Here is a 21,664-nt window from a genome sequence, read left to right as displayed (position 1 = left end):
TCTACATTGGCCGACGTCGTCCTCTACACCAAACCCGGTTGCCCCTACTGCATCGCGGCCATGGGCCTGCTGACCCGCAAGGGCGTCGAATTCACCGAGATCGTGGCCTCCAACGACCCGGAGAAGAAGGCCGAGATGATCCAGAAGTCCGGCGGCAAGGCCACCTTCCCGCAGATCTTCATCGACGGAAAACACATCGGCGGCTCCGACGACATGAGCGCCCTGGACCGTCGCGGCCAGCTCGACGCCCTTCTGGCGGCCTGAATGTCAGCAAGCCTGCCCATCGCCCTGATCCAGACCCGCACGCCTGCGACGCAGGCGGCGGCGCTGGCCCATGTCGAGCCCCTGATCCGGCAGGCGGCGGCTGAGGGCGCGAAGTTCATCCTGACGCCCGAAGGGTCGAACCTTCTGGAACAGCGCAGGGACCGGCGCGGCCTGGCCATCGTCAGCGAACGGCAGGACGCGGTCGTGGTCGGCCTTCGCCATCTGGCGGCGGAGCTTGGCGTATGGATCCTGATCGGTTCGGCCATCGTCAAGTCGGAGCATGAGGGGGACGACCGGGCCGCCAATCGCTCCCTGCTGATCGACGCCAACGGCGGCATCGTCGCCCGTTATGACAAGCTGCATGTCTTCGACGTCGACCTGCCGAACGGCGAGACCTATCGCGAGAGCTCGACCATCCGTCCCGGCGACGGGGCGGCCGTGGCCGACACGCCCTGGGGCCGTCTGGGGCTGGCCGTCTGCTACGACATCCGCTTCCCCCACCTGTTCCGCCAGCTGGCCAAGGCGGGCGCCTGCATGATCTCGGTCCCCGCCGCCTTCACCGTCCCGACGGGCGAGGCCCACTGGGAGACCCTGCTCCGCGCCCGCGCCATCGAGACCGGCGCCTTCGTCCTCGCCCCGGCCCAGGGCGGCACGCACGAGGACGGCAGAAAGACCTGGGGCCGGTCGACCGTCGTCGGCCCCTGGGGCGAAATCGTCGCCAGACTGGATCACGACGAATCCGGCATTCTGCACGCAAAACTGGACTTCGCGGCGGTCGAGAAGGCCCGCGCCTCGGTCCCCGCCCTGCGTCACGACCGGGAGTTCGCGGCGCCCTGAGCGCCAGATTGAATCCCTTATTCAAGGACTGGACCTTATGGCCTCCCAAACCGTCAGCGACTGGCTCTCAGCTCTCCGCCGCAATGATGAACTGCGCTTTCAACTGGTCGAAGCCCTGCGCCAGGTCGCGCGCCAGGCCGGTCCTTCAATCGCCGAGGAGATCAAATACGGCGGCATCCTGTTTGCGGGCCGCGCGGGCTTCTGCGGCGTCTTTTCCTACACCAACCACGTCACCATCGAGTTCAGCGAGGGCGCCGGCCTGCCCGACCCGCACAACCGGCTCGAAGGCAAGGGCAAGGGGCGCCGCCACATCAAGCTTGTCTCGATCACCGATGTAGACGCTAAACACGTTCGGGACTATGTGGCCCTGGCCTATGCGGCGTCTGAGGCGAACCAGGGCGCCGTCATCCGAACCTGACCCGCAACTCCGCGTGCGCCCCGAATTTCAGCGTCGCTATCTTGCCGTCCGCGTTCAACAGTCGCGCCTCAATCCAACACTGCCCCTTCCAGCTACCGGTCAATCGTCGCAAACCCATGATCCGCTACGCCCTCGTCTGCGATCACCCCCACCCGTTCGAGGCCTGGTTCGGGTCCTCCGATGCCTATGACGATCAGGCGGCGCGCGGCCTGGTCGAATGTCCGTTCTGCGGCTCACACGCCGTGTCAAAACAGATCATGGCCCCGGCCGTCGCCGGCACGAAGAAACGCGGCCCTGATTCTGACATGGCGGCCAAAGTCCAGACCATGATGATGCAGGCGGCCCGCGAGGTGCGCAGCCACGTCGAGCAGAATTTCGACTACGTCGGCGACACATTCGCCCGCGAGGCCCGCGCCATCCACGAGGGCGCCGCCGAAAAGCGCGAAATCTACGGCGAGGCCACGCCCGCCGAGGTCAGGGCGCTGAAGGAAGACGGCGTGCCCTGCGCCGCCCTGCCGCCAGCGCCGATCGATCCGGCCAAGGCGAACTGAAGTCCCTGTCCTCCATGCATCCCGGCCCCCGGGTCTGGCTACGCCAGCCCGAGGCTAAACTCCGGCCCGGGATCCGGATCACGGATACAGGCCCGTTGGACGACGCACCGCCCCCCCCCTGAAACGCGTCATTCCATCTGGACCCCGGCCTTCGCCGGGGTGCACGATGAGGGGAATGGGGGATCGCCGTTTGAATACCGAAGAACGCTACGCCGAATTTCCGCCGCCGCCCGCCCTGGCCCCCTGGGTCAAGGTGGTCTGGACCTATGCCAACCCCGAGCCGTCCGACACCGTCCAGCGGATCGCCCCCGACGGCTGTCCCGAGCTGATCCTCGACATCGGCGCCCCCTATGAGGAGGAGGGGCCGGACGGCGTCTGGCGTCTCCAGCCCCCGGCCCTGTTCGCCGGCCAGATGACCCGGCCCATCGCCATCCGCCCGGTCGGGCAGGTGGAGCTCGTCGCCGTCCGCTTCCATCCCGACGGCGCCCGCGACTGGCTGGGCGTTCCGCTGAGCACGGCGACGGACGGCCGGCTGGACATGGTCAAGCGGTTAAAGGGCGTCACTCCGCCCGCCGGGGATCCCGAAGCCCAGGCCAGGGCCATGACCGACCGGCTGGAAGCCCTGCGCCTCGCACAGGGCTGGACCGTCGACCGGCTCGTCCGCGCCGAGGTCGAGACGATAATGAACGACGAACCCGCCCCCGATCGCACGCCCGCCGACCAGCGCGCGATCCAGCGCCGCTTCCTCGACCGGGTCGGGGTTTCGCCGCGCATGCTGCGGTCGGTGATGCGGTTCCGGCGGGTGTTCGACCATGCCCTGGAGCCCGGCGAGGAATCGTCCGGCTGGCTGGAAGCCGGTCTGGGCGCCGGCTATTTCGACCAGCCCCAGATGGCGCGGGACTTCCGTCGCTTTCTCGGCTGCACGGCGACCGAATGGGCGCGCGAACAGGTCGAACTGGCCCGCGCCATCGCGTCGCAAACCTACAAGCCCGGCCCGCCGCATCTGGCCTAGGTCTTGGCTCGTCGCCGCCCGACGCGACCCCTGGAGGACGCCCGAATGACCATCCTGACCGCCCTGTTCGCCGCAGGCATGATGCAGACCACCCCCGTCACCGCAGACCAGCTGTCGTGGATGAGCGGCTACTGGCTGGCCTGCGACGAGGGCCGGGAGGTGTCCGAGACCTGGAGCGATCCGCGCGGAGGCCTGATGGCCGGCCATGCCGTGACGCTTCAGAACGGCCAGGCCAGCTTCGAACTGTCGCGCATTGCCCCGAGCGGGCCGGGCGCAGGCGTCGCCTATTTCGCAGGCGTCGGGGGCGCGCCGGCCGTGGTCTTTCCGGCCGTCGAGGCGAGCGGAACCCGCGTCGTGTTCGAGAACGCCGCCCACGACTTTCCCCAGCGCGTCATCTACGAACGCGACGGAGATGTCCTGAAGGCCCGGATCGAGGGCCATATGGGCGACCAGCAACAGGCGATGGCATGGGAATATCGCAAGGCGGACCTGAACACGCGCTGCCCGGGCTGACCCTGGACGGGGCAGGCTGGCGGTCGATGACGGCCGCCGACCTGGACCGGGTCGCCGATATCGCCGTCATCGGCTTTCCCGACCATTTCGAGGGGCGGCCCTGCTTCGCCAACCGGCTCGCCCTGAACCCGGCGGGATGTTTCGTGCTGCAGACGCCGGGCGGGCTGGAGGGCTATCTGGTCGCCTATCCGTGGACGAGGGACGCAGCGCCGGCGCTGAACACCCTGATCGAGGCCGTCCCGACCGATGCCGGCGTCCTCTATCTGCACGACCTCGCCCTGACCCCGGCAGTCCGGGGTCAGGGCTGGTCGAAGCCGGCGGTGGCCGCTGTGGTCGATCTGGCGAAGGCGGGCGGCTGGGCGACGATCGCCCTGGTCGCCGTCAATGACGCCGTCGACTTCTGGCGCGGACACGGCTTCGACGTGCGGGAGACGCCGGAGATGGCGGCCAAACTGGCCAGCTACGGTTCCGACGCCCGCTACATGACCCGCGCGGTCTAGCTGCGGGTCCAGCCCTTCTCGGCCATACAGGCGCGGAAGGCGTCGCGGCTCTCGGTGCGTTCGTCGCACTCGTCACGGGCGGCGTCGAAGGGCTGGGCATTGTTGCCGTGCCAGCTGCCGCCGTCACTGTCTGCGTCGATCACGGTGATGCAGCCCGAGGTCATCAGGGCGGCGGAGACGGTGGCGAGAATCAGCAGTCGTTTCATCAGGGAAGGCTCCATTGCGATGGCTCCTCGTTGCCACCGCGCGCGGCCACACTCCCGTTACAAGTCCGACAGCTAGATGAAATCGCCGTAAGGTGAAGCTTCAGTCCCGCGTCGCCAGCATCATGAAGTTGATGTCGGCGTCGGCGCTCTCGCTCCAGCGGTCGCTGAGGAGCGAGTAGTTCAGGCCGAACGGGCCGGTCACCGCCAACGGCTCGCCGGACAGCATGGTCCGGACCTCGTCGGGCTTGAGGAACTGACGCCAGTCATGCGTCCCTTCCGGCACCCAGTGAAGGATGTATTCCGCCGCGATCTTGCCGAGCGCCAGCGACTTCAGGGTGCGATTCAAGGTCGCCACCACCATGATCCCGCCCGGCGCGATCAGTCGCGAACAGGCGCGGATGAAGGCCTCCGGATCGGCGACGTGTTCGATGATCTCCAGCACAAGGACGACATCGAACGGCCCCGCGCCTTCGGCCTCCACCTGCTCCACTGTCGCGGCGCGATAGGCGATGTCGAGCCCCTGTTCAGCCGCATGGGCCCGGGCCGTGCCGATGTTCTCGGAGGAGGCGTCCACGGCCATGACCTCGAACCCCATCCGCCGCATGGGTTCAGCGATCAGCCCCCCGCCGCAGCCTATGTCGATCAGGCTCAGACCCTCGAACGGCGCCCGCGTCTTCGGGTCGCGACCGAAGCGCCCGGCGACCCGGTCGCGGATGAAGGCGAGGCGCGCCGGGTTGAACCTGTGCAGGGGCGCGAACGGTCCGCTCGCGTCCCACCATTCGGCCGCCTGGGCCGAGAACCGGGCCACATCGGCGGGGTCGATGCTTGCGCCTTCAGCGATATCGGAAAAACCTTGCCCCGTTTGGGGTTTGCGCATCGGCGACGGGTCGGTAGAAGCGGCCATGGGCGCAAGGGTGAACCCCTTTTGCGACCTTCTGGCAAGACGGGGACCAACGCCACGATGACGCGGCCGACCAACACGCGACTGGTGATGAAATTCGGCGGCACCTCCATGGGCGACCTGGAGCGGATCCGCCGCGCCGCGCGCATCGTCGCCGCAGAGGTGAAGGCCGGCCATTCGGTCGCCGTCGTGGTCTCGGCCATGGCCGGCAAGACCAATGAACTGGTGGCCTGGACCGACGGCGCCGGCGGGGCCGCGCCCGGCCTGCCCCTGTCGGACGACGAATACGACGTCGTCGTCGCCTCCGGCGAACAGGTGACCTCGGGCCTTCTGGCCATCACCCTGCGCAACATGGGCTTCAACGCCCGCAGCTGGATGGGCTGGCAGATCCCGATCATCACCGACGAGGATCACGCCCGCGCCCGCATCGTGGATGTTCCCGGCGAGGTCCTGGGCGCCGCGCTGGACGCCGGAGAGATCGCGGTCATCCCGGGCTTCCAGGGCGTATCGCCCTCCGGCCGGATCACCACCCTGGGCCGGGGCGGCTCGGACACCTCGGCGGTGGCCGTGGCCGCCGCCCTGGGCTGCGCCTGCGACATCTATACGGACGTGGACGGGGTCTACACCACCGACCCGCGCATCGAATCGAAGGCCCGGCGGCTGGAGAAGGTCTCCTACGAGGAGATGCTGGAGATGGCGTCGCTCGGCGCCAAGGTGCTCCAGACCCGGTCGGTCGAACTGGCCATGGGGATGCAGGTGCCGGTGCGCGTGCTGTCCAGCTTCATCGAACCCGACGAAAACGGCGTGCTGCCCGCCAAGTCCGGCACACTCATCTGCGACGAGGAGGAAATCGTGGAAAAACGCATCGTGTCCGGCGTGACCATGAGCCGCGACGAGGCCCGTATCACCCTGCTGGGCCTGTCCGACCGGGTCGACGCCCCGGCTGACGTCTTCACCCTTCTGGCCGACGCCAGCGTCAATGTTGACATGATCGTCCAGTCCCAGGCCCGCACCGAGGGGGCGGTCAACCTGACCTTCACCACCGGCCGACGCGACGCCGCCCGCGCCGCCGAACTGATGCGCGCCGCCAAGGCCGAGATCGGCTTCGAGGAAATCCGCGTCGACGAGGACGTGGCCAAGGTCTCGGTTGTCGGCGTCGGCATGCGCAGTCACGCGGGTGTCGCCCAGACCATGTTCAAGGCCCTGGCGGACAAGGGCGTGAAGTTCCAGGCCATCTCGACCTCGGAAATCAAGATCAGCGTCCTGATCGACGCCGCATACGCCGAGCTGGCCGTTCGCGCCCTGCATTCGGCCTATGGGCTGGAAGCTGTATAGTATCGGCTGAACCCGTCCCCGGCTCGGGGACGAACACGGAGACCGGATGGCCATAGCGGGCGGATCGATGACCAGGGGACCCCGCGTCCTTCTGCGCCAGATCCGTGAGGCGATGGCCGACGGCGGCCCGGCCCAGGGCCGGCTGGACGTCGTGGTGCGCACCATCGCCCAGTCGATGGTGGCCGAGGTCTGCTCCATCTATCTGCGCCGCGCCTCGGGCGAGCTCGAGCTGTTCGCCACCCAGGGCCTGAACCCCGAAGCCGTGCACAACACGCGGCTCAAGCCCGGCGAGGGTCTGGTCGGCGAGGTCGCGCGCCTCGCCCATCCCATCAGCCTGTCCGACGCGCCGAGCCACCCCAGCTTCGCCTATCGGCCGGAAACGGGCGAAGATCCCTATCACGCCTTCCTCGGCGCCCCCCTGCTGCGCGGCGGCCGGGCCATCGGCGTGCTTGTCGTCCAGAACCGGGCCGAGCGCCGCTATGACCCCGACGAGGTCGAGGACATCCAGACCATCGCCATGGTCCTGGCCGAGACCGTGGCCTCGGGCGAACTGCTGGCCCAGGACGAACTGCGCGATATCGAGGTCGCGCCGCATCGGCCCGAGCGCATCAAGGGCCAGAGGTTCGCCGAGGGCATCGCCTTCGGTCACGTCGTCCTGCATGAGGCGCCCCTGCCGCCCGAGCGGCTGCTGGCCGAGAACCAGCAGGTCGAGGAAATCCGCCTGCGCGAGGGGCTGACGGTCCTCAAGAAGTCCATCGACGCCCTGCTCGACGGCGGTCAGGGCAAGTTGGCCGGCCAGTCGTTCGAGGTGCTGGAAACCTACCGGATGTTCGCCGACGACCGGGGCTGGAACCGGTCGCTGGAGGAGGCGGTGCGCGGCGGCCTGACCGCCGAGGCCGCTGTCGACCGGGTGCGCAACGAACACCGCGCCCGCTTCGCCCAGGCCCGCGACCCCTACATCAAGGAGCGGCTGCACGACTTCGAGGACCTGGCCAACCGGCTGCTGCGGGTGCTGGGCGGCGAGAACCCGGGCCAGCGCGAACTGCCCGACGACGCCATCCTGGTGGCCCGGAACCTCGGCCCCGCCGACCTGCTGGAATATCCGCGTCACAAGCTGAAGGGCCTGCTGATCGAGGAAGGCTCGGCGGCCAGCCATGCCGCCATCGTCGCCCGCGCCCTGCAAATTCCCTGCGTCGGCCGCCTGCAGGGCGTGCGTGACCGGCTCAGCGAGGGCGACCTCGTCATCGTCGACGGCGAGACCGGCGAGGCCCATCTGCGTCCCCGCCCGGACATGCTGGAATCCGTCCGGTCGCGCATGGCGCTGCGCGAACAGCGCCAGGCCGAGTTCGCCAGGCTGCGCGACGTGCCGGCCGTGACCGCCGACGGAACCCGCATCACCCTGCTGACCAACGCCGGTCTGGCCGTGGACCTCGAGAACCTGGACGAGACGGGCGCCGAGGGGATCGGCCTGTTCCGCACCGAGTTCCAGTTCATGGTGTCGGAGGAGCTGCCGCGCCTGAACTCCCAGACGGCCCTCTACAAGCTGGTGCTGGACGCGGCGGGCGACCGGCCGGTCACCTTCCGGACCCTCGACATCGGCGGCGACAAGGTCCTGCCCTATATGGAGACCACCGAGCGGGAGGAGAATCCCGCCCTCGGACGGCGCGCCATCCGCCTGGGTCTCGACCGCCCATCCCTGCTGCGTCTGCAGCTGCGCGCCCTGCTGGCCGCCGGGGCCGGACGTGAGCTGCGCGTCATGTTCCCGATGATCGCCACGGTCGACGAGTTCCGCGCCGCCCGGGAGCTGGTCGACGTCGAATGCGAATGGGCGCGGCGTCGCGGTCGCCCCCTGCCGGCCCTGCTGCGCGTCGGGGCGATGATCGAATGCCCCAGCCTGCTGTGGCACCTGGACGCCCTGTTGCCGATGACCGACTTCGTCTCGATCGGCTCCAACGACCTGTTCCAGTACATGTACGCTGCGGACCGGACCAATCCGCTGGTCTCGGACCGCTACGACGCCCTGTCGCCCCCGGCCCTGCGCGCCCTGCAGTCGATCCAGAAGGCCTGCACCGAGACCGGCACGCCCGTGTCCGTTTGCGGCGAGCTGGCCGGACGTCCTCTGGAGGCCTTCGCCCTGATCTGCCTCGGCTTCACCCGCCTCTCGGCCCCGGCGGGCGGCGTCGGTCCGGTCAAGCGGATGATCCTGTCGACCGACCTGACGGCGGCGAAGCGCGGCATGAACAACCTGCTCGGATCCTCGGCCGGATCGATCCGCAGCGAAATCGAAAGTCTGGCCCGGAAGTTGAACGTCGGTCTGTGAACAGTCCCGAAACGGGATCGATTCACGATTAACAAGACGTTGAACCGGCGGCCGAAATGGGTTATCCACAGGACGATATACGTGTGCCTCCGGGGGGAGGCGGGGACCGTCACAGCAATGTGGTAAGCGGGCCCTGGTCGAGTACGGCGCGGCTGGAGTTCTCAGTCGGGCCGAGTGTGGGGCAAAGCGTAATGGCGCTGGATACGGGGAACGTCCCCGACGAGTTTCGGGCTCATCCGGACTGGAAGGACCCTGTGCCCTCCATCACCGACGCGGCGACTCTGGGCGACGGCCTGCGCAAGGCGCGCGAGCTGTCCGGCAGGTCGCTGGCCGAACTGGCCGCCGACACCCGTGTGCACGAACGCTACCTGCGCGCGCTCGAGGAAAACAACATCTCCGCCCTGCCGTCGCGCGTCTTCGCCATCGGCTATGTGCGCGCCTATGCCGGCGCCCTGGGCCTCGACGAACAGCTGGCTGTCGAACGCTACAAGCGCGAGACGCCGGACGGCTCGGTCCCGCTTCAGGCTCCGACCGGCGTGGCCTTCGAAGAGGTTCGCCGCTATTCGCCGCGCATCATCGGCGGCATCGCGCTGCTGGCCCTGGCCGTCATCGGCTGGAACGTGTTCCAGCGCGTCAGCCTGATCCGCGCCCCCCAGCCCTCCGACATCGCCGAGATTCCGGAAAGCTGGAGCCTTGGAGACGTCCCCGGTCAGAACGGCCTGCGCGTCGGCGCGCCGCAACCCGCGCCGGCCGACCAGACCACGCCCGTCCTCTACATCACCCCGGGCCTCGAGGCTCAGCTGACGGGCGTGGATCCGGCCGACACCGCCGCTTTGGCGGCCGCCACGGCCGCCAGCGCTCCGCCGGTCCAGGCCGCCTTCAACCCGCGCGGCGCCATCTACGGCGCCTCGGCCACCGCCTCCCAGGTCGTACTCCAGGCCCGCAAGACCGGCGCCCTGGTCGTCCGTCTCGCAGACGGCCGCGTCCTGTTCGCCCGCCAGTTGGCGGCCGGAGAAGCCTGGCGCGCCCCGGCCGACGTCGCCGCCACCATCGACGTGTCCGACCCGACGGCCTTCGACGTCTATCTGAACGGTGAACACGGCGGCGCCCTGACCGGCGTCCTGACCCCGCTCAGCCAGCTGAACAGCCGCGCCGCCGGCCTCGCCCGCCAGACCGCCGCCCAGATGCAGGCCGAGGCCCTCGCCGCCCAGGCCGCTGCCGCCCGCGCCGCCGCGCAGACGCAGGCGGCCGTGCTCCAGACGGTCTCCACCGGGCAGCAGACCCTGGCCGGCGCACGCTGAGCCCGCGCACTTCTCCCGCAAGGGGAGAAGGAAAGCGGGCCAACCCGTCATGGCCTTGTCTCCACGGCGGGCCTATATTGACCCCGTCATGAGCGACCACTCCCATATCCGTCCCTGGCGCCATATCGAGCGCCGGAAGTCCCGCCAGATCATGGTCGGCAATGTGCCGGTCGGCGGCGACGCCCCGATCAGCGTCCAGTCGATGACCAACACCCCGACCTCGGACGCCAGTGCGACGATCGGCCAGATCCGCGAGCTGGAAGAGGCCGGCGCCGACATCGTCCGCGTCTCCTGCCCCGACGAGGAGTCGACCGCCGCCTTCCGCACCATCGCCCGCGAGGCGAAGGTCCCGCTCGTCGCCGACATCCACTTCCACTACAAACGCGGCATCGAGGCCGCCGAGGCCGGCGCCGCCTGCCTGCGCATCAATCCGGGCAATATCGGCAACGCGTCCCGCGTCCGCGACGTCATCCAGGCCGCCAAGGACCACGGCTGCTCCATGCGGATCGGCGTCAACGCCGGCTCGCTGGAAAAGGAACTGCTGGAAAAATACGGCGAACCCTGCCCCGAGGCCATGGTCGAGAGCGCCCTGAACCACGCCCGCATCCTGCAGGACCACGACTTCCACGCGTTCAAGATATCGGTGAAGGCCTCGGACCCCTTCCTGACCGTCGCCGCCTATCAGCAGCTGGCCGAGGCCATCGACTGCCCCCTGCATCTGGGCGTCACCGAGGCCGGACCGCTGCGCTCGGGCACGATCAAGTCCGCCATCGGCATGGGCAATATGCTGTGGGCCGGGATCGGCGACACCATCCGCGTCTCCCTCGCGGCCGACCCGGTCGAGGAGATCAAGGTCGGGTTCGACATCCTGAAATCGCTCGGCCTGCGCCACCGGGGCGTCAACATCATCGCCTGCCCGTCCTGCGCGCGTCAGGGCTTCAACGTCATCGAGACCGTGGGCATCCTTGAAGAGAAGCTCGCCCATATCGCCACCCCGATGTCGCTGTCGATCATCGGCTGCGTCGTCAACGGCCCGGGCGAGGCCCTCTACACCGACGTCGGCTTCACCGGCGGCGGCAAGGGCGCGGGCATGGTCTATCTGAACGGCAAGATGGCCCACAAACTCGACAACGAGAAAATGGTCGAGGAGATCGTCGAACTGGTCGAGGCCAAGGCGGCCGAACTTAACGCGGCCCGCGAGGCCGCCCTAGAAGCGGCCGAATAGGGCCTAGAACACGTCCGCCAGCTGCAGGCCCTGATAGGCCGCCAGCACCAGCAGCAATCCGCCGACGCCATAGGTCAGGGCCCGCTGCGGAATGACCTTGGTGATGTAGCCGGCGAACGGCGCGGCCAGCAGGCCGCCGACCACCAGTCCGGCCACGGCTGCGGCGTGATTGGTCAGGGCGTCTGCGTCCTTCCAGTGCCCGGTGACGAGCGCCCAGACGAAGGTCGCCGAAATGGCCACGGTCAGAAAGAACTCCGCCGTATTGGCCGTACCGATCGCGCGGCGCGGTTCGGACCCGGCGCCCACGAGCGTGGAGGACACGGTCGGGCCCCACCCTCCGCCGCCGATCGCGTCGAAGAAGCCGCCGACGGCGCCCAGCGGAGCGACGATCCAGGCCGGACGAATTCGCCGCACCGGGGTGTTCCGCGTCGCCCGCCACAGGATGTAGCAGCCCATCAGGGCCAGATAGGCGACCACGAACGGCTTGATGACATCGCCCTCGATGCCCGCCAGCACATAGGCGCCCAGCACCCCGCCGATCACCCCGGCGACAGCCAGGGGCACGAGCAGCCGCCACTCCACGTTCTTGTGCCAGATGTGCGATCCGGCCGAGGCGGCCGTGGTGAAGACCTCCGCCCCGTGCACGCTGGCCGAGGCTGTTGCGGGCGGCACGCCGAAGGCCAGCAGAACCGACGACGAGATCACGCCGTAGGCCATGCCCAGTGCGCCATCGACCGCCTGGGCGAACACACCGACCAGCAGAAACAGCAAAAACGTGTCCATTCAGCCCCTGAAACCTGTCAATCGTGCACGCCGCAAAGCTTCGATGTTCACGACTTAACCGATTTTACCCCGTCGGGTTGCCACTCCGCACGCCGCACACGGACTTGTCACCGGAAACTCTCTGTAGCGCCGCCAGCACCTCGGCGCCGCGATAGGGTTTGATGATCATGGTCTCGGCAATGTCCGCATGGCTGGCGGCGGCCGCGACGTCGCCGGACAGGAAGACGACCTTCAGTCCCCAGCGCGCCTTCAATCCGCGCCCCAGCGTCCCGCCGTCAACCGGTCCCGACAGGTTGATGTCCAGCAGGGCGACGTCGATGGCGTGAAGGCCGGCCGCGACCTCCGCCGCCTCGGCGCTGTGGAAGGGACCGACGACATCGTGACCGGCCTCGACCAGCAGAACCGTCAGGTCCTGCGCCATGTCCGGGTCGTCCTCGACCACCAGGACAGTCAGGGCATCCGTCTCGCCGGCGGGAAGGGGCTCTTCGACCACCCTGGGGCTCTGGGCCGTCAGCACGGCGCGCACGTCGGGCCACAGGTCCTGCGCGGACCGATCGGTGTCGAGGTCGAAGATGCCCGCCAGCGCGTTCAGGTCCGTGGCGTCCTCGGGCGTGATCCCCGCCGGATCGTCCATCAGGGTGTCGTACCGCCCGAGGATCGCGTCGAGACTGGCCCGGTCTCCGTCGGCGGTGTCGGCGTGGATGGTTCCGTCGAACATGGTGGCTCCCTCTGACTGCGAGGGACAGACCTAGGCGCCCGGCCAGACCAGCGTAACCGTGCTGACGCCAACGTCATCGCCGCTCGCAGGCGTCGCAACAGTGCGTGAACGCGACGCTGCGACGCGGGCGCATCGACATGGAGAGGCGCGGCGGAGTAAGACCGCGCCTCGCATCTTCCGATGGATACACCGCCCTTGCGCCTGCCCCAGTCCAAGCTCGACCAGGTCCTGGACCGCTTCCACCAGGTGGAGGCGCGTATGGGCGCGGCCACCGACGGTCAGGAGATCGTGCGCCTCTCGAAGGAACACGCCGAGATGAAGCCGGTCGCCGACGCCGTCATGGCCCTGGCGAAATCCCGCGCCGAGATCGAAGATCTCCAGGCCATGGCCGAGGACCCCGAGATGGCCGCCATGGCCGCCGACGAGCTGGAAACCTTGAACGCCCGCCTGCCCGACATGGAACGCGACGTCGCCCTGCTGCTGGCCCCGCGTGATGCCGACGAGAACGCCTCGGCCGTTCTGGAAGTGCGCGCCGGCACCGGCGGGGACGAGGCCGCCATCTTCGCGGGCGACCTGTTCCGCATGTATTCCCGCTACGCCTCCACGCGCGGCTGGAAGGTCGAGCTCGACTCCGCCACCGAGGGCGACGCCGGCGGCTACAAGGAAATCATCGCCACCGTCACCGGCGACGGCGTCTTCGGCCGGCTGAAGTTCGAGAGCGGCGTCCACCGGGTCCAGCGCGTCCCGCAGACGGAGACCCAGGGCCGCATCCACACCTCGGCCGCCACGGTCGCCGTCCTGCCCGAGGTCGAGGACGTCGAGATCGACATCCAGGACAAGGACATCCGCATCGACACCTTCCGCGCCTCCGGCTCGGGCGGCCAGCACGTCAACAAGACCGATTCCGCCGTGCGCATCACCCACTTCCCGTCCGGGATCGTGGTGACCTCGTCGGAAAAGTCCCAGCACGTGAACCGCGACAAGGCGATGAAGAACCTGCGCGTCCGCCTCTACGACATGCAGCGCCAGATGAAGGACCAGGCCCGGTCCGACACGCGCAAGTCCCAGGTCGGCTCGGGCGACCGCTCCGAACGCATCCGCACCTACAACTATCCGCAGGGCCGGGTCAGCGACCACCGCATCAACCTGACCCTGCACAGCCTGCCCCAGATCATGGAAGGCGACCTCGACCCCCTGCTGAACGCCCTGATCGCCGAGGATCAGGCGGCGCGGCTGTCGGATCTTGAAGCAGAGTTCGCCTGATTTTCTCCTCCCCGTCGCGCAGCGATGGGGAGGTGGCGCGACCCCGCTTGGGGTCGTGACGGAGGGGGCGACACCGGGTTTACCGCGAGGAGCCCGTTCCCCGCTTCAATCGTTACCTCGCCCCCTCCGTCACGGCGCTGCAGAAGCGCCGCGCCACCTCCCCATTCGCCAAGAGGCGAACAGGGAGGAGACGTCAAACGCCGACCTTCTTCAGCACCGGCCGTAAATTCACCGCCCCCGCTCTGAACTCCGCCCACGGGTCCGCCTTCTTCAGCAGCGCCGGGTATGTCCGCAGCGTGTACGCTTTCGGATCCAGCCCCGCCTTCACCTGGCCCCAGCTCAACGGAAACGCGATGCCCGCCCCCGGCCGCGCGCGCGGCGACCAGGGCGCCACCGCCGTCGCCATCCGGCCGTTCCTCAGATAGTCGAGGAATATCTTTCCGCCCCGCGCCTTCTTGGCCAGGGTCGTGGTGAACCGGTCCGGCGCATCCAGCCGCACCTGTTCCGACACCGCCCTGGCGAAGGCCTTGCTCTGATCCCACTCGATCCGGCTCTTCGCATCGGCCTTGATCGGCACGACCACGTGCAGCCCCTTGCCGCCGGTGGTCTTGCAGAACGGATTGAGCCCCATCTTCTCCAGCCGGACCTTCATCGCCTTCGCCGCCGCGATCACATCGGCGAAATCCAGACCCTCGTCGGGGTCGAGGTCGAAGGTGATCTGGTCCGGCGTCTCCGGATCGCCGGGCGCGCAGCCCCAGGGGTGCAGTTCCAGCCCGCCCGACTGGCCGATGGCGACCAGGCCGCCGACATCGACCACCCCGACATAGGGTTTGCGCTCCTTCACATCGATCAGCTTCAGGCGCGGGTTCGACCCCGGCATGGCGTGACGCTGGAAGAAGACCTCGCCACTGATCCCCTCCGGCGCCCGGATGATCGACACCGGCCGGTCGGCGACATGGGGCAGGATCCGCTCCGCCGCCGCCTCATAGAACTGCACCAGTTCCAGCTTCGTGATCGCCGGATGGCCGTCCACGGCGGGCCACAGCACCCGGTCGGGATTGGAGATGGTCAGCCCCGCCACCACCGCGCGCGCCTTGCCGGTCAGGCCAATCTGCAGCTGCGACGGCGCGGCGACCTTGCCCCCCGTCGCCGGTTTGGCCGCCTCCTGCGGCGCCGTATCGACCTCGGCCGCCGCCTTGTCGTCGCGCAGGCCCTTGAACGCCGCCTGCCTCAGCGAGCCGCTGTCGGTGTAGCCGCCATGTTCGATCTCGGCGACCAGCACCGGTTTCAGCCAGTGGATGCCGGGGCCACCCCTCGGCGCCCCCTTGCCCACGAAGGGCGACCTGTCCGTCGCCGCCGCCTTCAGCGCGGGCAGCAGGGTCTTGAGCAATGATTGATTATAGCCGGTCCCGACCCGGCCCAGATGCCTCAACCCGGAGCCAGCCGTCGCATCGACGTCATGGACGCCCACGATCAGCGAGCGGAACCGCGACCCCTCCGAGGTCCAGCCGCCGATGACCACCTCGTCCCGCCCCCGGCACTTCGACTTGACCCAGGTCGTCGACCGCCCGGCCGAATACGGCGCGTCGAGTGTCTTGGAGATCACCCCTTCCAGATCCATCCGGCAGGCGCTCTCCAGCACCGCCTGACCGGTCGAGGCGAAATGCTCGACATAGCGAACCCGCGAGCGCGCGCCTTTCGGGATCCGGTCCATATAGGCCTGCAGCCGCGCCTTCCGATGCGACAGCGGCAGGTCGCGAAGGTCCTCGGCCCCCTCGAACAGCAGGTCAAAGGCGAAATAGATCAGCCCGCCCGTCTCCCCGTCCGAGATCGCCGCCTGCAGGGCCGAAAAGTCCGGCATGTGATCCTCGGCCAGGGCGCACAGCTCCCCGTCCAGCACCGCGTCCGGCCATTTCGACGCATCCGCCGCCTGCTCCGGGAATCTCACCGTCCAGTCGAGGCCCGACCGGGTCCGCAGCTTCGCCTTGCCGCCCCCGATCCCGAACTGCATCCGATAGCCGTCGAACTTGATCTCGTGCGCCCAGCCGGCGCCCGACGGCGGGTGATCCACCACCTTGCACAGCTGGATCGGGGTAAAGGCCGGCGGCCTCTTCGCCGGGCTCGCCAGGGCCTTCGACGCCTTCGGCTTCGGGGGAGATTTCTGGCCGGTCTTCTTCGACGAGGTCCACTGCGTTCGGCCGTCGGCGATCTCCGCCAGCGACCGGCCCGTCGTCACCGAGGCGTCGATCTCCATCAGGGCGTCGCCCTCGCCGGCCACGGCGTATTCGTCCTTTTCCTTGATCAGCAGCCAGTTCGATCGCTTCGAGGGCTTGCCGCGATCCGACTTCAGCCGGATCAGCGCCCATTTCCCCATCAGCCTTTCGCCATGCAGGACCATCTTGATCTGGCCCTTCGCGAAGGCGGCTTCCAGATCAGGCTCCTGAGGCTCCCAGGTCCCTTCGTCCCACATCTGCACCGTGCCGGCGCCGTAGTTGCCGGCCGGGATCGTCCCCTCGAACCCGCCATAGTCCAGCGGATGGTCCTCGACCTCGACCGCCAGCCGTTTGACCGAGACGTCGCGCGACGGCGCCCGGGTCACCGCCCACGACTTCAGGACCCCGTCGATCTCGATGCGGAAGTCATAGTGAAGCCGCGTCGCCGCATGCCTCTGGATCAGATAGCGGCGCGGCGCGGCCTTTCTGGCCACGACCTTGCGACCTTTCGGCTCGGGCGTCTCGTCGAACCGGCGTTTCGCCTGATAGGTCTCGAGTTCGCCCTTCGCCGCCATCGCCGTATCTCCACAGCCTCAAGCGAGGCTGTGGGATCAAACGGCTTCGTCTTCCGGCGGTTGCCAGTCGGGGTGGTCGACGTCTTCGCCCCGGGCTTTTGCCTCCTTCTTCGCCAGCTTGGCGGCGGCCTTGCGTGCGGCCTTCTCGGCGTCCGCCTTGTCGCGTTCCATACGTTCGAAGCCGTAGTTGGGTTTTCTGGCCATCTAGAACTGGATCCTTTTTGTTGGGCGCTACCGCTCGCGACGCGGTCGCTCGCTGCTTGAGCGCCGGGAGAGTGCTGTTCGTGGGCCTAATGTGGGGTGGACCGGCCCTTCAGTCCACTGCGATGATTTCCACAGACTGTCCGGCCACCATCGCCTCATCGCCCAGCGTCTTGCCGATCAGGGCGCGGGTCAGGGGCGAGACGTGGCTGACCGAGCCCCTGGCCGGGTCCGCCTCGTCCTCGCCGACGATCCGCCAGGTCTGGGTCCGGCCGTCATCCCGCTCGATCGTGACCGATCCGCCGAAGCGCACCCGACCGTCGGCTTGGGTCTCCACCAGCTGGGCATTGGCCCGCCGCGCCGACCAGTAGCGCAGGTCCCGCGTCGCCCGCGCCATGGCCGTCCGGTCCGCCTCGATGGACCCTTGCGCCTGCGCGCTGGCATAGGCGGCACGCGCCTCCGCCAGGGCATGGTCGATGGCGGCGAGGCCCGCGGCCGTCACCAGATTCGGATGGGTGGAGATGGGGCGGTCCGGCAGATCGGCGGCCGTGGCCTCCAGATCCTCCTCGCGCGTGAAGGCGACGCTCATGATCGGACAAGCGTATGCGGGACACGGACGTTCCTCCGCAAGGCTGGCCCAAGGAATCGCAAAGCGATTCCGTCTTGTCTCGGCAAGGGGTAGAGGACGCCCATGACCGATCCCGCCGACCACGCCGTCCAGATCATCGGAGCCGGACCCGCAGGCCTGATGGCCGCCGAGACCCTGGCGAAGGCCGGCGCCCGCGTCGTGGTCCACGACCGCATGCCGTCGGTGGGGCGCAAGCTCCTGATGGCCGGGCGCGGCGGGCTGAACCTGACCCACACCGAACCGCAGGCGGCCTTCCTCGCGCGCTATGCGGAGGCGCAGGCGCCGGTCGCCGACTGGCTTGACGCCTTTTCCCCCGACGACCTGACCGAATGGGCCAACGGCCTCGGCCAGCCCACCTTCGTCGGCTCCAGCGGCCGGGTCTTCCCGCGCGCCATGAAGGCCTCGCCCCTGCTCCGCGCCTGGCTGGTCCGACTGAACGCGCTCGGCGTCGAGATCCGCACCCGCTCGCGCTGGACCGGCTGGCGGGACGAGGCCCTGACGTTCGACACGCCCGACGGCGAACGGATCGAGCATCCGGCCGCCACCGTCCTCGCCATGGGCGGCGCCAGCTGGCCCCGACTGGGCTCTGACGGCGCCTGGGTCCCGATGCTGGAGACCGAGGGCGTCGCCGTCTCGCCGCTGGTCCCCGCCAACGCCGGCTTCGACGTCGCATGGTCCGACATCCTGATCGAGCGGTTCTCCGGTCAGGTGCTCAAGCCCACGACCCTGACCTTCGGCGACCAGACCGTGCGCGGCGAGGTCGTCGTGACCCGCTACGGCGTCGAGGGCGGTGCCGTCTACGCCCTGTCGTCCGCCCTGCGCGCCGCCATCGCCGCGGAAGGGTCCGCCACCCTCGTCGTCGACCTGCGTCCCGACCTCACCGAGGCCGCCCTGGCCGAACGCCTCGGCCGCCCGCGCGGCAAGGACAGCATGACAAACCATCTGAGGAAGGCCGGCGGCCTGTCTCCAGCCGCCATCGCGGTCCTTCGCGAGATCGGCGACATCCCCCCGGGCTTCGACAAGCTGGCCAAACGGATCAAGGCCGTCCGCCTCAAACTGACCGGCATCCAGGGGCTGGAGCGGGCCATCTCCACGGCGGGCGGCGTCGAGTTCGCCGCTCTGAATCCATCGTTGATGCTGACCTCCAGACCGGGCGTCTTCGTCGCCGGCGAGATGATCGACTGGGAGGCGCCCACCGGCGGCTACCTGCTTCAGGCCAGCCTCGCCTCGGGCGTGGTCGCGGCCCATGGCGTGCAGCAGTGGCTCGCGTCGCAAACCCCGGATAAGACCCCGGCATGACCACCGCCCCCGAGATTTCCGGCGTCTGCCCGCCGCGCTTCCACGCCGTGAAGGACGCCTTCGCCGCCAACTTCACCGACGCCCCCGACGGCCTCAACGAACAGGCGGCCCGGTTCTCGGTCGTCATCGCCGGTGAGACGGTCATCGACCTGTGGGCCGGGGTCGCCGATCCGCGCGAGAAGACGCCCTTCACCGACGACACCCTCGTGCCCGTCTTCTCCTCCGGCAAGGCGGTCATGGCCCTTCTGATGGCCTCGGCCGTCCAGTGTGGGAAGATGGCCTATGAGGAGAAGGTCGCCCACCTGTGGCCGGCCTATGGGGCCAACGGCAAGTCCGAGGTCACCGTCGCCCAGCTGCTGTCGCACCAGGACGGCCTGCCCGGTTTCGACGCTCCCGCAGATCCGGCCATCTGGTTCGACCAGCGCGCCGTGCTCGACCGGCTGGCGGCCCAGGCGCCGATGTGGCCGCCGGGAACCGCCTCCGGCTATCACCCCGTCACCGTCGGCTTCCTCGCCAACGAGGTTCATCGCCTCGCCGACGGCCGGAGCCTGGGCCAGACCTTGCGTCAGGACTTCGCAGAGCCCTTCGGCCTCGACCTGTGGATCGGCCTGCCCGAGGCCGAGCACGATCGCGTCGCCGCCCTCCGCAAACCCTCGAAGGCCCCGGACCTTGGGCCCATAGACGCCATCAAGACCGCCGCCTTCCTCGACAAGGGCTCGGCCCCCGGCGGGCGCGGCTCGGCCGAGTGGCGCTCCATCGAGATTCCGTCCGCCAACCTGCACGGCACAGCGCTCGGTCTCGCCCGCATCATGGCCATCGTCGCCGACGAGGGCCGGCTGGACGGCAAGACCGTCCTGTCCCCCGCCGTCCTCGCCGAGGCGACGAAGCCTCGAATCTCGGGCCCGGACAAGGTCCTGCCCTACGACATCACCTGGGCGGCGGGTCTGATGCGGAACGAGGGGCTGAACATCTTCGGCCCCAACCCGGACGCGCTGGGCCACTGCGGCTGGGGCGGCAGCTGTGTCATGGCCGATCCGGATGTGAAGCTGTCGGCCGCCTACGCCATGACCCGCCAGTCGCCCTATCTGATCGGCGACCCTCGCGCGCAACGATTGATCGAGGCCCTCTACTCGGTCTTCTGAACCCGACCCGGCGCGGTCAGCAGACCAATCGCCCCGCCGAGAATGGCGCAGGCCGCGCAGACCACCATCACCGCCTGAAAGGCTCGATGGAAGGCGGCGACCGCGCCTGCCGACAGGTCGCCGTCTCCCGCCATCACGGCGCCGAGCTGAGCCCGCGCGTCCGGCGCATCGACGCTCGCCCCAAGGTCTGAAACAAACACCGCCGACAGCAGCACCCCCAGCAAGGCGATCGCCAGCAGCCCCGCGACCCGCGCCACGGCGTTGTTGACGCCCGAGGCCACGCCCGTGTGCCCCTCCTGCACCGCCCCCATGACCGCCGCCGTCAGCGGACCGACCGCCAGCGTCATACCCACGGCGATCACCGTCATCCCCGCCAGCGGCCCGGCGACATAGCCCGCATCCCGCGGCATCAGGGCCAGCAATCCCAGCCCGACCCCCGCCAGCATCGGCCCGACGCTCAGCGACAGTTTCGCCCCGAACCGGTCGGCCAGCCGGCCGGCCGCGCCCGAGAACCCCATCACCGCTGCGAACGGCAGCATGGCCGAGCCCGCCCCGGTCGCCGACCAGCCGTGCACCCGGATCAGCTCGAACGGCAGGAAGAACATCGCCCCGCTGAGCGCGAAATAGAGCAGCAGGGTCAGAAGGTTGATCCCGGAGAAGACCCGCGACCGGAATAGTTCCAGCGGCATCATCGGATGCGCCTCTCGCGCCTCGGCCCACAGGAAGCCGGCCAGCAGCGCGGTCCCACCGAACAGCCCGCCGATCACGCCTGGATGGGTCCAGCCCAGATCCGGCGCCGCCGTCAGCCCCCAGATCAGCGCGCCCAGTCCGCCGATGGCCAGCACAGCGCCCAGCCAGTCCAGCCCCCTGGCGCTCTCATCCCGGCTCTCCGGCACCGCCTTCAGCGCCACGACAACCGTCACCACCGCCAGCGGGACATTGATCCAGAAGATGAACCGCCAGTCTGCGTGATCCGCCAGCCAGCCGCCGACCAGAGGCCCCACCATGCCGAACAGGGCGCCCGCCCCGGCCCAGGCCCCGAAGGCCGCGCCCCGCTCCTTCTCCGGGAAGGTCGCCCCGATCAGGGCCAGAGCCCCCGGCGTCAGCAGGGCTGCGCCGATCCCCTGGGCTGCCCGCCCTGCGATCAACAGTGACGCGGTCGGAGCGAGTCCACAGGCGATGGACGACAGGGCGAACAGCACGACGCCGATCAGGAAGACCCGCCGCCGCCCGAACCGGTCCCCCGCCGCCCCGCCGATCAGGACAAGGGCTCCGAGCGTCAGCAGATAGGCGTTGGAAATCCACTGGGCGGCCGCCGGCCCCGCCCCGAGATCGCGCTGGATGGCGGGCAGGGCGACGCCGAGCGCCGAGCCGTCGATGAAGGTCAGGCTGGACCCCAGCACCGTGGCGACAAGGATCCAGCGTTTGCGGCTCTTCGACAGCTCGGCCATGGCTGAAA

Annotated in this window: 22 protein-coding genes; 14 read left to right on the top strand and 8 right to left on the bottom strand. The window is 69.1% G+C overall.

The window, feature by feature from the left end; genetic code table 11:
* Positions 1-6 precede the first annotated feature (6 nt).
* From grxC to ACW17Y_RS00250, 7 genes are all read left to right on the top strand, one after another.
* Positions 7-264: a glutaredoxin 3 gene (gene grxC, locus ACW17Y_RS00280; RefSeq protein ID WP_492036790.1), complete on the top strand. Its 258-nt coding sequence runs from the start codon at positions 7-9 to the stop codon at positions 262-264.
* On the top strand, positions 265-1,101 hold the full coding sequence (locus tag ACW17Y_RS00275) for a carbon-nitrogen hydrolase family protein (RefSeq protein ID WP_492036789.1): 837 nt from the start codon (positions 265-267) through the stop codon (positions 1,099-1,101).
* 37 nt (positions 1,102-1,138) lie between these two features.
* Complete coding sequence (locus tag ACW17Y_RS00270) at positions 1,139-1,519, top strand: DUF1801 domain-containing protein (protein WP_492036788.1); 381 nt, start codon at positions 1,139-1,141, stop codon at positions 1,517-1,519.
* Positions 1,520-1,635: 116 nt separating this feature from the next.
* Positions 1,636-2,070 carry a DUF1178 family protein gene (locus tag ACW17Y_RS00265; protein ID WP_492036787.1) on the top strand — a complete coding sequence of 145 codons (435 nt, stop codon included), beginning with the start codon at positions 1,636-1,638 and terminating at the stop codon, positions 2,068-2,070.
* A gap of 190 nt (positions 2,071-2,260) precedes the next feature.
* Entirely contained in the window at positions 2,261-3,082 is an 822-nt protein-coding gene (locus ACW17Y_RS00260; RefSeq protein ID WP_492036786.1) for an AraC family transcriptional regulator, read from the top strand.
* A 45-nt stretch (positions 3,083-3,127) separates the two neighbouring features.
* Positions 3,128-3,595 (top strand): DUF6265 family protein, encoded by a 468-nt coding sequence (locus ACW17Y_RS00255; protein WP_492036785.1) that lies wholly within the window; start codon positions 3,128-3,130, stop codon positions 3,593-3,595.
* Positions 3,550-4,095 carry a GNAT family N-acetyltransferase gene (locus ACW17Y_RS00250; RefSeq protein WP_492036784.1) on the top strand — a complete coding sequence of 182 codons (546 nt, stop codon included), beginning with the start codon at positions 3,550-3,552 and terminating at the stop codon, positions 4,093-4,095. Before ACW17Y_RS00255 ends, ACW17Y_RS00250 begins: the two co-directional genes overlap by 46 nt.
* On the opposite strand, the gene ACW17Y_RS00245 is transcribed toward ACW17Y_RS00250, so the two are convergent.
* Positions 4,092-4,301: a hypothetical protein gene (locus tag ACW17Y_RS00245; protein WP_492036783.1), complete on the bottom strand. Its 210-nt coding sequence runs from the start codon at positions 4,299-4,301 to the stop codon at positions 4,092-4,094. The genes ACW17Y_RS00250 and ACW17Y_RS00245 overlap by 4 nt on opposite strands.
* A 100-nt stretch (positions 4,302-4,401) precedes the next feature.
* The gene (gene ubiG / locus ACW17Y_RS00240; protein WP_492036782.1) at positions 4,402-5,205 is read right to left on the bottom strand and encodes a bifunctional 2-polyprenyl-6-hydroxyphenol methylase/3-demethylubiquinol 3-O-methyltransferase UbiG; all 804 of its coding nucleotides are present in this window, start codon (positions 5,203-5,205) and stop codon (positions 4,402-4,404) included.
* Between the two features lie 57 nt (positions 5,206-5,262).
* Between ubiG and ACW17Y_RS00235 the strand changes: the two genes are divergently transcribed.
* From ACW17Y_RS00235 to ispG, 4 genes are all read left to right on the top strand, one after another.
* Complete coding sequence (locus ACW17Y_RS00235; RefSeq protein WP_492036781.1) at positions 5,263-6,537, top strand: aspartate kinase; 1,275 nt, start codon at positions 5,263-5,265, stop codon at positions 6,535-6,537.
* A gap of 67 nt (positions 6,538-6,604) precedes the next feature.
* Positions 6,605-8,857: a phosphoenolpyruvate--protein phosphotransferase gene (gene ptsP / locus ACW17Y_RS00230; RefSeq protein ID WP_492036780.1), complete on the top strand. Its 2,253-nt coding sequence runs from the start codon at positions 6,605-6,607 to the stop codon at positions 8,855-8,857.
* Between the two features lie 254 nt (positions 8,858-9,111).
* A complete protein-coding gene (locus tag ACW17Y_RS00225; RefSeq protein ID WP_492036779.1) occupies positions 9,112-10,158 on the top strand; it encodes a helix-turn-helix domain-containing protein in 1,047 nt (348 codons plus the stop codon).
* 88 nt (positions 10,159-10,246) lie between these two features.
* Complete coding sequence (gene ispG / locus ACW17Y_RS00220; protein ID WP_492036778.1) at positions 10,247-11,383, top strand: flavodoxin-dependent (E)-4-hydroxy-3-methylbut-2-enyl-diphosphate synthase; 1,137 nt, start codon at positions 10,247-10,249, stop codon at positions 11,381-11,383.
* Between the two features lie 3 nt (positions 11,384-11,386).
* On the opposite strand, the gene ACW17Y_RS00215 is transcribed toward ispG, so the two are convergent.
* Together ACW17Y_RS00215 and ACW17Y_RS00210 are read right to left on the bottom strand one after the other, a co-directional pair.
* A complete protein-coding gene (locus tag ACW17Y_RS00215; RefSeq protein ID WP_492036777.1) occupies positions 11,387-12,166 on the bottom strand; it encodes a sulfite exporter TauE/SafE family protein in 780 nt (259 codons plus the stop codon).
* A 64-nt stretch (positions 12,167-12,230) separates the two neighbouring features.
* Complete coding sequence (locus ACW17Y_RS00210; protein ID WP_492036776.1) at positions 12,231-12,884, bottom strand: response regulator; 654 nt, start codon at positions 12,882-12,884, stop codon at positions 12,231-12,233.
* A gap of 195 nt (positions 12,885-13,079) precedes the next feature.
* Between ACW17Y_RS00210 and prfA the strand changes: the two genes are divergently transcribed.
* A complete protein-coding gene (gene prfA, locus ACW17Y_RS00205) occupies positions 13,080-14,147 on the top strand; it encodes a peptide chain release factor 1 (protein WP_492038320.1) in 1,068 nt (355 codons plus the stop codon).
* A 193-nt stretch (positions 14,148-14,340) separates the two neighbouring features.
* On the opposite strand, the gene ligD is transcribed toward prfA, so the two are convergent.
* From ligD to greA, 3 genes are all read right to left on the bottom strand, one after another.
* The gene (gene ligD, locus ACW17Y_RS00200) at positions 14,341-16,935 is read right to left on the bottom strand and encodes a DNA ligase D (RefSeq protein ID WP_492036775.1); all 2,595 of its coding nucleotides are present in this window, start codon (positions 16,933-16,935) and stop codon (positions 14,341-14,343) included.
* Between the two features lie 36 nt (positions 16,936-16,971).
* The gene (locus tag ACW17Y_RS00195; RefSeq protein WP_303694703.1) at positions 16,972-17,139 is read right to left on the bottom strand and encodes a hypothetical protein; all 168 of its coding nucleotides are present in this window, start codon (positions 17,137-17,139) and stop codon (positions 16,972-16,974) included.
* A 109-nt stretch (positions 17,140-17,248) separates the two neighbouring features.
* Positions 17,249-17,725 carry a transcription elongation factor GreA gene (greA, locus tag ACW17Y_RS00190; RefSeq protein WP_492036774.1) on the bottom strand — a complete coding sequence of 159 codons (477 nt, stop codon included), beginning with the start codon at positions 17,723-17,725 and terminating at the stop codon, positions 17,249-17,251.
* 102 nt (positions 17,726-17,827) lie between these two features.
* Here greA and ACW17Y_RS00185 point away from each other — a divergent pair, with 102 nt between their 5' ends.
* Both ACW17Y_RS00185 and ACW17Y_RS00180 read left to right on the top strand, forming a co-directional pair.
* A complete protein-coding gene (locus ACW17Y_RS00185; RefSeq protein WP_492036773.1) occupies positions 17,828-19,063 on the top strand; it encodes a BaiN/RdsA family NAD(P)/FAD-dependent oxidoreductase in 1,236 nt (411 codons plus the stop codon).
* A complete protein-coding gene (locus ACW17Y_RS00180; protein ID WP_492036772.1) occupies positions 19,060-20,205 on the top strand; it encodes a serine hydrolase domain-containing protein in 1,146 nt (381 codons plus the stop codon). Before ACW17Y_RS00185 ends, ACW17Y_RS00180 begins: the two co-directional genes overlap by 4 nt.
* On the opposite strand, the gene ACW17Y_RS00175 is transcribed toward ACW17Y_RS00180, so the two are convergent.
* Complete coding sequence (locus tag ACW17Y_RS00175; protein WP_492036771.1) at positions 20,190-21,656, bottom strand: MFS transporter; 1,467 nt, start codon at positions 21,654-21,656, stop codon at positions 20,190-20,192. The genes ACW17Y_RS00180 and ACW17Y_RS00175 overlap by 16 nt on opposite strands.
* Between the last annotated feature and the right edge of the window lie 8 nt (positions 21,657-21,664).

The organism is Brevundimonas sp. AVps7, from assembly GCF_058681545.1.
The sequence above is the reverse complement of the archived record's forward strand: the minus strand, read 5'-3'. Positions and strand labels throughout refer to the sequence as shown.

What these genes read in the sequence shown, in the direction of transcription:
- ACW17Y_RS00275 (WP_492036789.1), top strand. Translation starts at nt 265, where the DNA reads ATGTCAGCAAGCCTGCCCATCGCCCTGATCCAGACCCGCACGCCTGCG.
- ACW17Y_RS00255 (WP_492036785.1), top strand. Translation starts at nt 3,128, where the DNA reads ATGACCATCCTGACCGCCCTGTTCGCCGCAGGCATGATGCAGACCACC.
- ACW17Y_RS00210 (WP_492036776.1), bottom strand. Translation starts at nt 12,884, where the DNA reads ATGTTCGACGGAACCATCCACGCCGACACCGCCGACGGAGACCGGGCC.
- ubiG (WP_492036782.1), bottom strand. Translation starts at nt 5,205, where the DNA reads ATGGCCGCTTCTACCGACCCGTCGCCGATGCGCAAACCCCAAACGGGG.
- ACW17Y_RS00245 (WP_492036783.1), bottom strand. Translation starts at nt 4,301, where the DNA reads ATGAAACGACTGCTGATTCTCGCCACCGTCTCCGCCGCCCTGATGACC.
- ACW17Y_RS00180 (WP_492036772.1), top strand. Translation starts at nt 19,060, where the DNA reads ATGACCACCGCCCCCGAGATTTCCGGCGTCTGCCCGCCGCGCTTCCAC.
- ACW17Y_RS00265 (WP_492036787.1), top strand. Translation starts at nt 1,636, where the DNA reads ATGATCCGCTACGCCCTCGTCTGCGATCACCCCCACCCGTTCGAGGCC.
- ACW17Y_RS00195 (WP_303694703.1), bottom strand. Translation starts at nt 17,139, where the DNA reads ATGGCCAGAAAACCCAACTACGGCTTCGAACGTATGGAACGCGACAAG.
- ACW17Y_RS00250 (WP_492036784.1), top strand. Translation starts at nt 3,550, where the DNA reads ATGGGAATATCGCAAGGCGGACCTGAACACGCGCTGCCCGGGCTGACC.
- ACW17Y_RS00235 (WP_492036781.1), top strand. Translation starts at nt 5,263, where the DNA reads ATGACGCGGCCGACCAACACGCGACTGGTGATGAAATTCGGCGGCACC.
- ispG (WP_492036778.1), top strand. Translation starts at nt 10,247, where the DNA reads ATGAGCGACCACTCCCATATCCGTCCCTGGCGCCATATCGAGCGCCGG.
- ACW17Y_RS00215 (WP_492036777.1), bottom strand. Translation starts at nt 12,166, where the DNA reads ATGGACACGTTTTTGCTGTTTCTGCTGGTCGGTGTGTTCGCCCAGGCG.
- ptsP (WP_492036780.1), top strand. Translation starts at nt 6,605, where the DNA reads ATGACCAGGGGACCCCGCGTCCTTCTGCGCCAGATCCGTGAGGCGATG.
- ACW17Y_RS00185 (WP_492036773.1), top strand. Translation starts at nt 17,828, where the DNA reads ATGACCGATCCCGCCGACCACGCCGTCCAGATCATCGGAGCCGGACCC.
- ACW17Y_RS00270 (WP_492036788.1), top strand. Translation starts at nt 1,139, where the DNA reads ATGGCCTCCCAAACCGTCAGCGACTGGCTCTCAGCTCTCCGCCGCAAT.
- ACW17Y_RS00175 (WP_492036771.1), bottom strand. Translation starts at nt 21,656, where the DNA reads ATGGCCGAGCTGTCGAAGAGCCGCAAACGCTGGATCCTTGTCGCCACG.
- greA (WP_492036774.1), bottom strand. Translation starts at nt 17,725, where the DNA reads ATGAGCGTCGCCTTCACGCGCGAGGAGGATCTGGAGGCCACGGCCGCC.
- ligD (WP_492036775.1), bottom strand. Translation starts at nt 16,935, where the DNA reads ATGGCGGCGAAGGGCGAACTCGAGACCTATCAGGCGAAACGCCGGTTC.